This window comes from Nocardia sp. NPDC051750, from assembly GCF_044453135.1.
Taxonomy (GTDB): domain Bacteria; phylum Actinomycetota; class Actinomycetes; order Mycobacteriales; family Mycobacteriaceae; genus Nocardia.
The window spans coordinates 717,096-729,187 of sequence record NZ_JBITCK010000001.1 but is presented as its reverse complement, the minus strand read 5'-3'; the positions used below and the strand labels follow the sequence as shown (position 1 = coordinate 729,187).

Here is a 12,092-nt window from a genome sequence, read left to right as displayed (position 1 = left end):
CATATGAAGCTCATCCTGACTGCCGACGTCGACAATCTCGGCGCTCCCGGCGACACCGTTGAGGTCAAGGACGGCTACGGCCGTAACTACCTGCTGCCCCGCGGGCTGGCGATCGTTGCCTCCCGTGGTGCCCAGAAGCAGGTCGAGGGCATTCGCCGGGCCCAGGAGGCCCGCCGGGTGCGTGACCTCGGCCATGCGAACGAGCTGAAGCAGGCCATCGAGGGCCTGGAAGGTGTGTCGCTGTCGGTCAAGACCGCCGGTACCGGCAAGCTGTTCGGCTCGGTCACCCAGTCCGATATCGCTTCGGCGATCAAGTCGGCCGGCGGCCCGGTTCTGGACAAGCGCAGCATCGAACTGCCGAAAGCGCATATCAAGGCCACCGGTAAGCATCAGGTCACGGTGCATCTGCACCCGGATGTCGCCGCGAAATTTGCCTTGGAGGTCGTGGCCGCGAGCTGATCGCGGTCTCGGCTGACTCCAACCGGGGATCACGCACCTGCGTGATCCCCGGTTGGAGTGCTTTGCTCTCCGTGGGGGATATTAGCCAGCAATTAGCTGAGTTCTGTCGACGAACGGATGACTCCGGCCGTGCCGTTGCCGTCGGTTCTGGTTGCTTCTGTGTTATCCACAAGGTCGGAAACCTGTGGATCAATAGCAAAACCAACCGGCCGTATTGTGATCCAGGTCATATCTGTTCGTCTATCCGTTAACTCAACACGCCCGGCTGTTCAACAACCCCGACACGCCGAGACTTTGTTTATCCACACTGCGTTGACCGAGAAAATCCCTGTCTAGCTGGGGATTTTTGACGGCTGACCTGCGTTTTCCCCAAGTTCTCCACAAGTTGTGCACAACCAGAGGTGAACTATCCCCAGGTTATCCACAGGTCTGTGCACAGGGTCGTTTGGCATGTGGATAGAACCTCGCCTAGGTTCATCGCAGCACCATCGTCAAAGCCGCGCCGCAAACCGGCGGAGCGGACCTTTCTGGGTGATAGCTGGGATGCCTGACCACAGGTCACAGATACTTCCCGCTCCGGCGAACCTGTCGGACCCATGCGGTAGAACCAGTCGGCAAAAGGGTGCGTCCGGTCTGGAGGAGAGGACGGTCGAGTCTGATGGCAGTCGTCGATGACCGCGGGCATACGGACTTCCCGCCCGAGCCGCCCGGCGAGGACTTCGGGCGCCAGCCCCCGCACGATATGGCCGCCGAACAGTCGGTCCTGGGCGGCATGCTGCTCAGCAAGGACGCTATCGCCGATGTGGTCGAGGTTCTGCGCTCCGGCGATTTCTACCGCCCCGCCCACCAAGCGGTCTACGATGCGATCCTCGACCTCTACGGTCGCGGTGAACCCGCCGACCCGGTGACCGTTGCCGCCGGCCTGGACCGCAGCGGCGAGCTCAAGCGTATCGGCGGCGCCCCCTATCTGGTCACCCTCACCCAGACCGTCCCCACCGCCGCGAATGCCGGCTACTACGCCGAGATCGTCGCCGAGAAGGCCATCCTGCGCCGCCTGGTGGAGGCCGGTACCCGCATCGTGCAGTACGGCTATGCCGGCGCCGACGGCCAAGATGTGGCCGAGGTGGTCGACCGGGCCCAAGCCGAGGTCTATGAGGTCACCGAACGCCGGACCGCCGAGGATTTCCTCCCGCTGGAAGACCTCCTCCAGCCCACCATGGACGAAATCGACTCCATCGCCTCCCGCGGCGGGATCTCCCTCGGTGTCCCCACCGGATTCACTGAACTGGACGAGATCACCAACGGCCTGCACCCGGGCCAGATGATCATCGTCGCGGCTCGACCCGGGGTTGGTAAATCGACGCTGGGAATGGATTTCATGCGCAGTTGCTCGATTCGGCACGGGCTGGCGAGTGTCATCTTCTCGCTGGAGATGAGCCGAACCGAGATCGTCATGCGACTGCTGTCCGCGGAGGCGAAGATCAAGCTCGGGGATATGCGGTCCGGGCGGATGAGCGATGACGACTGGACCAAGCTGGCGCGGCGGATGAGCGAGATCAGCGAAGCGCCGCTGTTCGTGGACGATTCACCGAATCTCACGATGATGGAGATCCGCGCCAAAGCACGGCGGCTCAAGCAACGGCACGATCTGAAACTCGTTGTGGTGGACTACCTCCAGCTGATGAGTTCCGGTAAGAAGGTCGAATCACGTCAGCAGGAAGTCTCCGAATTCTCCCGGCATCTCAAACTGCTGGCGAAAGAGTTGGAAGTGCCGGTGATCGCGATCAGTCAGCTGAACCGCGGACCGGAGCAGCGCACGGATAAGCGCCCACAGGTCTCTGACCTGCGTGAATCAGGATCCTTGGAACAGGATGCGGATATGGTGATCCTGCTGCACCGGCCTGATGCGTTCGAACGTGACGACCCGCGAGGTGGGGAGGCGGACCTGATTCTGGGTAAGCACCGCAACGGGCCGACGGCGACGATCACCGTCGCTCATCAGTTGCATCTGTCGCGCTTCGTGGATATGGCGCGCGGCTGATCCAGCTGTAGGATCTCAAAACTCGTGTCGCAGAAACAGAGTGAGTGTCGCCGACTTGGCACATGTGCCACGGTTTTGAGATTTCTACACCGCCGACACCCTGAGCGCGGTTCGTCGGCACAGCAGGACAGACTCTGAAGGCTCGACGCTCAGCAATCTCGGTTTCACCCGGGATCAGCGCGAATCAACTGCTCGATGTCGCGCTGCTTGTCGGTTTCCGGCCCACCGCCGGGCCGGGCGACTGGCTGTTCACGGTCGGTTTCCTGGTGGTGCTGACTTTGTGCTCGTCTCGGTCGTTCCCGGCTGGGACGCGGCGACGTAGGGTTGGTGGATGCGGGGCCCTGCTCGTCGAGGAGGACGGCCATGACCGACAGCCCACGATCGATCGCCGAAACCGATCCGGCGCTCCCACCCGGTGCGGACCAAGAGCGATTCGCCGGATACGGAGTGATGGGGCTGCCGTTCGCGAGTGGCCACTATCTGGCTTTCCGGCATTTCGCTGCCAGTTCGATCGGTCCGGGATACGAGTCGGTATGGCATCGCGACCCGGCCGGGCAATGGGTCATCTACAGCAGTGTGTCCCCGGAGGCGAGCTGTGGCCGCTATTACGGTTCCGCACTGGCGGATGCACGGGTCGAGAACATCGCGGTGACCTGGACAGGCCCCTTCACGTTGACGGTCGAGATACCGGACGTGCTGGTCTGGGATATCGAGCTGGGCCGATCGGTGGCGACGAAGGCTATGACGGGTCTCGGTGCCATGATGCCCTCGGCTCTGTGGCGCAACCCCGCTGTGCTGTCGATGATGTCGCGGATAGCGGGTCCGGCGCTGGGCGTCGGGCGGGTGCGGTTGCGTGGGACCGCGCCGAACGGTCAGTGGTTCCGGACCAACCCGCGGATGCTGTGGACGGTCGACAACAGTGTGGCCCATATCGACGGTGCCGATATCGGTCCACCCGGGCCGTTGCCCGAGCAAACGAGTCTGGGCGAATTCTGGCTGCCGCAACGCGGCGTTTTCGCGGTGGGTCAGGCATATTTCGAGCGGTACGACGCCGCCCGTCATCAGGTGGCGTCGCCGGGAACGTGAGGTCGCGTCGGATCGGAGATCCAGTCTGTCCGCCCTCGAGCCAGCTGCCGATCATCGTCGATCGTGGCGTCGACCTCGGCGGTCGTCGTCGCGCGCGGCGTGACATGGTCCACCGGCCCCCGGGCGGTGGAGATCTGCCGGCCGGGGGGCCGCACCGTCCTTGCCGAGAACATTCGGGTAGATGCCCTCGGTGACGATCAACCCCTGGCGCCGTTCGCGCGGCGTCTGGTCATCGGGGCCATCGCGATGCGGTTCGGCAGGTCGAGAGTGCCGCGCCGGTAAGGAAGCAGCAGAGGGCCGGCGGACATGGGTTTTCCCTTGGAGGTTGTGGGTCGTCGGTCAGCGAGCTAGGGCGGTGACTTCGACTTCGATCTGCCAGTCGGGCTGGGCGAGGGCGGACACTTCGAGCAAGGTGTCGGCGGGGTAGGGCTCGCGGAGGAACTCCCCGCGGAGCTGAATAACCTTGTCGAGGTTGGTGGCCATATCGGTGACGAAGATGCCGACCTTCACCACATCGCCCAGGTCGGCCCCGGCCTCGGCCAGGACGCGCTCGATATTGGCGAACGCCTGCCGTCCTTGTGCCAGGAAGTCGCCGGAGACCGTGCGCCCCTGCTCGTCGATACCGGCCTGCCCGGAGACGTGGAGGAGGCCGTTCGCCTCGACTGCCTGCGAGATCTTGTATGGCGCATACCAGTCGGGTGTGGTTGCGATCTTCTCGATGCGCTGGGTGGTCATGGTGGGGTGTCCTTCTCGGCAAGTGCATGTACATGCAATTAATGTAGGTACATGCAGATGTTGTCACTGCATGTATTCTGTTGTCAATACGGAAGGCGGTGATCATGGAGACGACGACCTGGGATCAGCTGGTCGCGCTGCACGGCATGGTGACCCAGCGGCTCGCCAAGGTGATGCAGCGTGGCCACGGTATCGGGCTGTCGGAATACCAGGCTCTGTGCCGGCTCGCGCACGCCGCCGATGGCGAACTGCGTATGCAGGAGTTGGCCGAACTCATCGGCCTCAACCAGAGCTCGGTCAGCCGCCTGGTCGCCCGCCTGGAATCCGGGGGACTCACCCGTCGCGATCTGTGCCCCAATGACCGGCGGGGCGTCTACACCGTCATCACCGATAAGGGGCGGGCTCTGCAGAAAGAGGCCGAGCCGGCCTACCGGCAAGCCTTGACCGAGGCATTGGACGAGGCTTCCGCGGATACCCGGGTCAGCGAATTCGCCGCCAAGCTCCGCATGTGAATCACGGACTGATCAACGGTCGCTCGCCTAGGGTCCTCGGTCCCGCCGCGCCGCCGAGGGCGGTGCCGTAGCCCGGCATGCGGAGCAGTGGGGTTCGATCGTCGAGCGTTCCGGCGCCGGTTGGACACCTGCCCCCGGGACAGGCTGCTCGACCTCGGAACCTCCCGAAGGGTGAACGAACCGCGGGAGCGGACCGTGACGGTCCGCTCCCGCGGTCTTCGACTCAGTTCGAGGTCAGGCTACCGGAGTGGGCTCCGAGGTAGCGGGCTCCTTCGGTTCGTCTTCCTTGCGGTTGCGGCTGATGCTGGAGATCACCGCGGCGCCGATGAACGCGACACCGATGAGGCCGGTGACGAGTTCGTGGACGTGGATATCGCCGACCGTGATCAGCAGGATCAGCGCCAGGGCGCCGATCGCCCAGTGGGCGCCGTGCTCGAGGTACACGTATTCGTTCAGCGTGCCCTTGCGCACCAGGTAGACGGTGATCGACCGGACGAACATGGCGCCGATCAGGCCCAGGCCCAGCGCGATGATGATCGGGTCGGCGGTGATGGCGAAGGCGCCGATCACACCGTCGAAGGAGAACGAGGCGTCCAGGACTTCGAGGTAGAGGAACAGGAAGAACCCGGCCTTACCGGTGGCCTTGGCCAGTTCGGACGGTCCGCCGGACGCGTTTTCGGCCTGTTCCTCGACGTGGAACATCGAACCCAGCCCGTCGACGGCGATGTAGAGGATCATGCCGAGCAGGCCGGCCAGCAGCACGGTGGAGCGGGTGTCGTCGTGCGCGAGGAACTCCGCCGACAGCACCAGGCCGATTCCCGCCACGACCACCGACACCATGTCCAGCTTGCCCGCCTTGGCCAGCGGTCGTTCCAGCCAAGACAACCATTTGATTTCCCGGTCCTCGAAGATGAAGTTCAGGAACAGCATCGCCAGGAACATGCCGCCGAACGCCGCGATCTGCGGATGGGCGGCGGTGAGCAGGGTTTCGTAGCTGGGGCTACCGTCCGGGAAGTACTCCGCGTCGCCGGGAGGCGGGTTCAGGGCCAGGTCGAAGGCTTCGATCGGGTTCAAGCCCGCGGTGATCCACACGATGGCCAGCGGGAAGATCAGCCGCATACCGAAGACGGCGATCAGGATGCCGATGGTGAGGAAGATCTTCTGCCAGAACTCACTCATCTTTTCCAAGACGGTGGCATTGATCACGGCGTTGTCGAACGAGAGGGAGACTTCGAGGATGCCGAGGATCAGGCAGAGCGCCAGGGCGGTCGGACCGCCGTAGAGGAAGGCCACCCCCAGCGACAGCACTGTCACGACTATGGAAAAACCGAATATGCGCAGGACCACGCTGGGACCTTTCGTGTGCGGTGGCCGGACTGCGGTCGGTATCCCGGCCCTTAACGAGAAACCTGGTCGGCGGTGTCGGCGACCTCTTGGTCACCAGCGTTGCCGCCCACCGCCTATTTGTCCAATTTGTCCCCCTCCGGCTCACTGCGGAGGCCGAAAGTGAGGGGGCCCGTCACCGGACCCCCTCACGCTACCCGGAGGCGCGGATCGTCAGACGTTGACGCCGTAGTCGCGGGCGATACCGGCCAGCCCGGACGCGTAGCCCTGGCCGATGGCGCGGAACTTCCACTCGGCGCCGTTGCGGTACAGCTCGCCGAACACCATGGCGGTTTCGGTGGAGGCATCCTCCGACAGGTCGTAGCGGGCCAGCTCCTCGCCGTTCGCCCGGTTCACCACGCGGATGTAGGCGTTGCGCACCTGCCCGAAGGACTGCGAACGGCCGTCGGCCTCGTAGATCGAGACCGGGAAGAAGATGCTCTCGATCGTCGGTGGGGTGTTCGCGAGATCGACGTTGATGACCTCGTCGTCGCCCTCACCCTCACCGGTGGTGTTGTCGCCGATGTGTTCGATGGCGCCCTCGGGCGACTTCAGGTTGTTGAAGAACACGAAGTGCTGGTCGGATACGACCTTCTTGTCGGCTCCGGTGGCGATCGCGCTGGCGTCGAGGTCGAAGTCGGTGCCCGTGGTGGTGCGCACATCCCAGCCGAGGCCGACGGCGACCGCGGTGAGCCCCGGAGCCGCCTTGCTCAGCGAGACGTTGCCGCCCTTGGACAAACTGACACCCATGCGGGATTCCCTTTCGTAGTTGTCTGCGATTCCCAGCATGTCCGAAATCGCCGGGTACGGAAACGACAGTAGTGGTTTTCGGTGAAGTTGCGTAGCGTCATGCGGTCATTCGGCTCCGGAAGCCCTCTTGCACCTGCGATAACGAGCGGCAGCTACGGTCGGTTCCGCGATCTCATACCATCGGGTCTGTGGCAGGCCGTAGGCGTGGATGGTTCCGGTCGGGAGAGGATCCGTGGTTCGAACAGGCACGGTCGGCGTTGACGACCGCGTTCCTGGATATGGATCGGCGGCAGTCGGCGGCCGATGCGGCCACGATCGCCTCCGAAGAGATCTTTCCCGAACGCGAACTGGGCCGCCGCTGGGCGTCGGTGCGGGAGCACTGCTACACCGCTGGTGAGGCATATCTCGCGCTGACCGCCGAGATCGAACGTGCCGAACAGGGCGGTGCCGATATCTCGGGGCGGCAGCAACGGCTGGACACCGTGGTGCGGCAGTTGCAGACGGCCGCACAGGAGGTGGACCGGTTCTATCACGGGTCGCGTGACCGGCTCGAAGAGGCGATCGCGGTGCGCGGGGCGGTACCGGAACTGGTGGCGCGCGTCACCACCGAGGCGGTGCGGGTGCGTGCGCAGGCGGCCGGGTCCGAATACGCGGGCTATCCGTCGGTGCGTGCGGCGTCCGCCCGGGTGGATGAGGCGATCGTCACAGTGGAGGCGGTGCCCGCGGAGCAGCGGGGGCGGGTGCGGTCGGCGGCGAACGAGTTGGACGCCGCGACCACGGAGTTGTCGGAAGCGTTGGCCCGGGCCCCATCTCGCGCCGGCGCCGCGCGGAACGCGATCGCGTCGGTCACCACCCGCATCGCCGCGGTACGCACCCGCGCCGAACGACTGGGTCCCGCGTACTCTGCTTTGCTGCGTGAGTTCAATGCTGCGAGTTCGGCGGATCTGGCCGACAATGAGCGCGCAAGTGAGCGTCATATCACCGCCGCGGACGCCGCCCTCGCCGGGGCACGCGCCGCCGCGGCCGAGCACAACCCGGAGCCGTCCCTTGACCTGACCACGACTGCGCGCGGCCATCTCGCCGACGCCGAACAACTGGTGGACGCCGTCACCAAACGGCTGACCGAGTTACGGGCGGTCCGGGACGATCCGCGCGAACGCGCCGAGGCCGTACGATTCCGCCTGCGGGACGCGCAGATGCTTGCTGTTTCACGGGGGTTGGTTGCCGAATGGGGCTCGGTACTGGACGCTCAGGTCGAGCGGCTCGACCGGGTCACCGCATCGCTGACCGGGCGACACCCCGACTATTGGGCCTACATGAAAGAACTCGACACCATCACCGAATTCATTGCCGGTGTGGTCGATCGAATGCGCAGACAACCGGGACAACAACGATGATGAGACGGGGGAGCGATGACCGCAGGCATGGCCGTCCGGCAGGAAGTTTCCCTGCACAAACGGATACCGCGCCGCCATTTCCGGCAGTTACAGGGCCCGGATGTCCGGGCCCTGTTCCACCAGCAGCCGGAGCCGTTCGACGATCATGCCGAACGGGAGATGCTGGCCCTGGCGCTGGGCGCCACCCTGTATGTTCCGGCGACCCGCAGTGACCTGACAGCGACGATTGTCCGGCGGGCCGAACGCGGCGTCTGCTCGATGGTGATCGATCTGGAGGACGCTGTCGCCGACCACGAGGTCGCCGCCGCCAAACAGCAGACCGTGCGTACCCTCGACGAGCTCGCGCAGCGCCGGGACCCGTGCCCGATGCTCTTCGTCCGGGTCCGCGATGCCGATACCGTCCCCGAGCTGCTCGATCAGCTGGGTGCGGGCGCCGACGTGCTCACCGGGTTCGTCTTCCCCAAGTTCGACAGCGCCGCCGGACCGAAATACCTTGCCGCGCTGACGGCCGCCGCCGCCATCCGGCCCGACCGGCCCCTCTACGCCATGCCGGTGCTGGAGTCCGCGGCACTGGTGCACCGGCAGACCCGGGACTCCGAACTCACCCAGATCGCCGCGCTGCTGGCCGAGCATCGGGAGCGGATCCTGGCCGTCCGGATCGGGGCCACCGATATGTGCGCCACCTTCGGGATCCGCCGCGATCGCGACCTCACCATCTACGACGTCCGGGTGATCGCCGATGTCATCGCGGATATCGTCAACTATCTGGGGCGCGCCGACGGTACGGGTTTCGTGATCACCGGCCCGGTCTGGGAGTACTTCGCCGATCACGAGCGGATGTTCCGGCCGCTGCTGCGGACCGCACCGTTCGAGGAATCCGATGCGGTGCCGTTCCGCAGTTACCTGGTGAGCCGGGATCTCGACGGTCTGCTCCGCGAGATCACCCTGGACCGGGCGAACGGGATCCAGGGCAAGACGGTGATCCATCCCTCGCATGTGGCGGCGGTGCACGCGCTGTCGGTGGTCACGCACGAGGAGTATTCGGATGCCCTCGACATACTCCAGGTGGAGGTCGGCGGGGTCGCCGCGTCCGGCTACCGGAACAAGATGAACGAGATGCGGCCACACCGCAGCTGGGCCCGGCATACCCTCGCCCGGGCCCGGGTCTTCGGCGTGGCGAAGAAGGGAGTGTCCTTCGTGGACCTGCTATCGGCCCTGGTCACCCAGTGAGGGCGGACTACTGGGCCACTCGGACCCTCGGAATAGAGCTGCACCATCGCGAATGCTTCCGGCACGGCGATCTGCCCGACGCGTTGCCCGCGCGACCGGTGATCACCGACCTGTTGCAGCCGGGGCTGCGCAAGAACCCGCGGCGCGCGCATCTGCTGGTGTCCACCGTGCTCGGTAAACATCTGCCGACCGATCCGCTGGTGGTGCGGGACGCCGGTGACCGGCTCGGCGATCTGGTGCGCGCGGTACTCGGCGAACTGGATGCGGTCGTACTCGGTTTCGCCGAAACCGCCACCGGCCTCGGGCATTGCGTGGCCGCGCGGATCGACGCCGCCTGCTATCTGCACTCGACCCGCCGGACCGTCCCGGGCGCCCCGGTTCTGACCGGTTTCGAGGAGGGGCATTCCCATGCCACCTCGCATATGTTGCAACCGATGCCGGGCGACGTTTTCACCGCCGGTTTACCGCTGGTGCTGGTGGACGACGAGATCTCGACCGGCAACACGGCGCTGGACGCGATCGCGGCGCTGCACGAATTCGCGCCGCGCACCCACTATGTGCTGGCGGCGCTGGTCGATATGCGCACCGACGCCGACCGCGCCCGGTTCACCGAGGCGGCCGCCGAACTGGGCGCGCGCATCGATACCGTCTGCCTGGCCACGGGAAGCACCGTGCTGCCGGACGGGCTGGTCGGTAGCGTGCTGGATCTTCCGGAGGCCCGGCTCAATCCGGTCGCCGGGTCACGAGGTGGTTCGGCACGGATCGAGCTGCCCTGGCCGCAGGATGTGCCGGAGGGCGGGCGGCACGGCTTCCTGCGGGCCGACAGCGCGGGATTCGAGCAGGCCACCGCTGTGGCCGCGAAAATACTGCGAGACGAGCTGGCCACCGAGCATGCCGGCCGCCCGGTGGTCGTGCTCGCCCATGAGGAATTGATGTATCTGCCGCTGTGCCTGGCGGTCGCGCTGGCCGAATCGGGGATTCCGGTGCGGTACCAGACCACCACTCGCTCTCCGGCCTACGTCCTCGACGAGCCCGGTTACCCGCTGCGCCGCGGGTTCCGTTTCCATGCCCCGGAACCGGGCGAGGAGCAGCCGCGCTTCGTGTACAACGCCTGCTGGCCGGAAGGGCAGGCCGGGGACGCTCTCGACCCGGTGCTGCTGTTCGTAGTCGATACACCGGGCGACAGCGCGGCGCTCTACGCGCCGGGCGGTCTCGTGGATGTGCTCACCGCGGCGGGTTCGGAGGTGCTGGTGGCGGTCCTGTCCGGAGCCGATCCACGGGTGCTCGCCGCGGCCCGGACCGGGGCGGGCACACGGCCGGAGGTGGCCGGGCCGGCTCCGCTGTACGGTCCGCAATTCGGGTCCTATGCCCGCGATGATGTGGCGTGGCTGTTGAAGGACCTCTCCGAGGCGGAACTGGAAGCCGATCTCGCCTATCGCGAACAGCGGATCCAGGCCGGTATCGCACACTATGCGGAATCGCTGCCGATCGAGTATCAACCCGACGCCGCCTATCGTGAGTTGTTCGACCGGGTCCTCGCCGACAGCGCCGAGCGGTTGGCTCTCGCGGTGGGGACCGTCGCCGAACTGATCGTCGCCGAACGTGGTACCGATATCGCGCTGGCCTCGCTCGCCCGGGCGGGCACACCGATCGGAATCCTGATCCGCCGCTGGCTGGCCACCGGTCACGGCACCCGGCCGGCCGCGGATATCCCGCACTATGCGGTATCGATCGTGCGGGACCGCGGTATCGACACCGTGGCCCTGGACTACCTGTCCCGGCAGCACGATCCCGGTGCGGTGGTGTTCGTCGACGGCTGGACCGGAAAAGGCGCGATCGCCAAGGAACTCACCGAGGCGCTGGATGCCTATCACGCGGCCGGCGGTGCCCGCTTCGACGACGATCTCGCCGTACTCGCCGACCCCGGCCACTGTGTGCGCACCTACGGAACCCGCGACGATTTCCTGATCGCCTCGGCCTGCCTCAACTCCACGGTCTCCGGGCTGGTCTCGCGGACCGTGCTGAACCGGGACCTGATCGGCCCGGACGATTTCCACGGTGCGAAGTTCTATGCCGAACTCGCCGCCGAGGACGTCTCCGGACGGCTCATCGACACCGTCACCGCGGCCTTCGAAACCGTCCGCCCCCGGGTTTCCGCGCAGGTCGCGCAGTTGCGCGCCGCCGACCGCACGCCGACCTGGGCCGGGTGGGCGTCGGTGGAACAGGTACGCACCGATTACGGAATCGGCAGTGTGAACTTCGTGAAACCGGGGGTCGGGGAGACGACACGGGTACTGCTGCGGCGGGTACCGTGGCGGGTCCTCGTGCGGGAACCGGACGCGCCCGAGCACGCGCATATCCGGCTGCTCGCGCAGGCCCGCGGTGTACCGGTGGAAGTCGTGCCGGACCTGGCATATTCGTGTATGGGCTTGATCAAGGATGTGCGGCGCTAGTGGATTCCCCGAGACCGGTACTGGTCGCGACCGATCTGGACCGCAC

11 protein-coding genes are annotated in these 12,092 nt (G+C 66.0%); 8 read left to right on the top strand and 3 right to left on the bottom strand.

All coding sequences use genetic code 11. From position 1 onward, the window contains the following. Positions 1-3 precede the first annotated feature (3 nt). The 4 genes from rplI (at position 4) to ACIA75_RS03125 (ending at position 3,868) form a co-directional block, all read left to right on the top strand. Positions 4-459: a 50S ribosomal protein L9 gene (gene rplI, locus ACIA75_RS03140; protein WP_397099334.1), complete on the top strand. Its 456-nt coding sequence runs from the start codon at positions 4-6 to the stop codon at positions 457-459. A gap of 658 nt (positions 460-1,117) precedes the next feature. Further along, positions 1,118-2,500, top strand: coding sequence for a replicative DNA helicase (dnaB, locus tag ACIA75_RS03135; RefSeq protein WP_397099331.1), 1,383 nt, complete (start codon positions 1,118-1,120; stop codon positions 2,498-2,500). 363 nt (positions 2,501-2,863) lie between these two features. Continuing rightward, positions 2,864-3,586 (top strand): hypothetical protein, encoded by a 723-nt coding sequence (locus ACIA75_RS03130; RefSeq protein WP_397099329.1) that lies wholly within the window; start codon positions 2,864-2,866, stop codon positions 3,584-3,586. Positions 3,587-3,649: 63 nt separating this feature from the next. Beyond that, positions 3,650-3,868: a hypothetical protein gene (locus ACIA75_RS03125; RefSeq protein ID WP_397099327.1), complete on the top strand. Its 219-nt coding sequence runs from the start codon at positions 3,650-3,652 to the stop codon at positions 3,866-3,868. Between the two features lie 57 nt (positions 3,869-3,925). On the opposite strand, the gene ACIA75_RS03120 is transcribed toward ACIA75_RS03125, so the two are convergent. Beyond that, positions 3,926-4,321 (bottom strand): RidA family protein, encoded by a 396-nt coding sequence (locus ACIA75_RS03120; protein ID WP_397099325.1) that lies wholly within the window; start codon positions 4,319-4,321, stop codon positions 3,926-3,928. 104 nt (positions 4,322-4,425) lie between these two features. Here ACIA75_RS03120 and ACIA75_RS03115 point away from each other — a divergent pair, with 104 nt between their 5' ends. Further along, positions 4,426-4,833: a MarR family winged helix-turn-helix transcriptional regulator gene (locus tag ACIA75_RS03115; RefSeq protein ID WP_397099323.1), complete on the top strand. Its 408-nt coding sequence runs from the start codon at positions 4,426-4,428 to the stop codon at positions 4,831-4,833. Positions 4,834-5,067: 234 nt separating this feature from the next. Here the strand turns inward: ACIA75_RS03115 and ACIA75_RS03110 are convergent, their stop codons facing one another. Both ACIA75_RS03110 and ACIA75_RS03105 read right to left on the bottom strand, forming a co-directional pair. Further along, on the bottom strand, positions 5,068-6,180 hold the full coding sequence (locus ACIA75_RS03110) for a DUF475 domain-containing protein (RefSeq protein WP_397099321.1): 1,113 nt from the start codon (positions 6,178-6,180) through the stop codon (positions 5,068-5,070). Between the two features lie 210 nt (positions 6,181-6,390). Then, complete coding sequence (locus tag ACIA75_RS03105) at positions 6,391-6,966, bottom strand: TerD family protein (protein WP_397099318.1); 576 nt, start codon at positions 6,964-6,966, stop codon at positions 6,391-6,393. A gap of 188 nt (positions 6,967-7,154) precedes the next feature. Between ACIA75_RS03105 and ACIA75_RS03100 the strand changes: the two genes are divergently transcribed. Genes ACIA75_RS03100 through ACIA75_RS03090 form a run of 3 tightly spaced genes read left to right on the top strand, consistent with a single transcriptional unit; the run spans position 7,155 to position 12,046 of the window. Continuing rightward, the gene (locus tag ACIA75_RS03100; RefSeq protein WP_397099316.1) at positions 7,155-8,363 is read left to right on the top strand and encodes a hypothetical protein; all 1,209 of its coding nucleotides are present in this window, start codon (positions 7,155-7,157) and stop codon (positions 8,361-8,363) included. A 15-nt stretch (positions 8,364-8,378) separates the two neighbouring features. Then, positions 8,379-9,593 carry an HpcH/HpaI aldolase/citrate lyase family protein gene (locus ACIA75_RS03095; RefSeq protein WP_397099313.1) on the top strand — a complete coding sequence of 405 codons (1,215 nt, stop codon included), beginning with the start codon at positions 8,379-8,381 and terminating at the stop codon, positions 9,591-9,593. Continuing rightward, positions 9,590-12,046: a phosphoribosyltransferase gene (locus tag ACIA75_RS03090; RefSeq protein WP_397099311.1), complete on the top strand. Its 2,457-nt coding sequence runs from the start codon at positions 9,590-9,592 to the stop codon at positions 12,044-12,046. Before ACIA75_RS03095 ends, ACIA75_RS03090 begins: the two co-directional genes overlap by 4 nt. Positions 12,047-12,092: the final 46 nt, after the last annotated feature.

Bases quoted from the DNA above. Each gene is read 5' to 3' on its own strand.
- ACIA75_RS03095 (WP_397099313.1), top strand. From the start codon at position 8,379: ATGACCGCAGGCATGGCCGTCCGGCAGGAAGTTTCCCTGCACAAACGG.
- dnaB (WP_397099331.1), top strand. From the start codon at position 1,118: ATGGCAGTCGTCGATGACCGCGGGCATACGGACTTCCCGCCCGAGCCG.
- ACIA75_RS03120 (WP_397099325.1), bottom strand. From the start codon at position 4,321: ATGACCACCCAGCGCATCGAGAAGATCGCAACCACACCCGACTGGTAT.
- rplI (WP_397099334.1), top strand. From the start codon at position 4: ATGAAGCTCATCCTGACTGCCGACGTCGACAATCTCGGCGCTCCCGGC.
- ACIA75_RS03115 (WP_397099323.1), top strand. From the start codon at position 4,426: ATGGAGACGACGACCTGGGATCAGCTGGTCGCGCTGCACGGCATGGTG.
- ACIA75_RS03105 (WP_397099318.1), bottom strand. From the start codon at position 6,966: ATGGGTGTCAGTTTGTCCAAGGGCGGCAACGTCTCGCTGAGCAAGGCG.
- ACIA75_RS03130 (WP_397099329.1), top strand. From the start codon at position 2,864: ATGACCGACAGCCCACGATCGATCGCCGAAACCGATCCGGCGCTCCCA.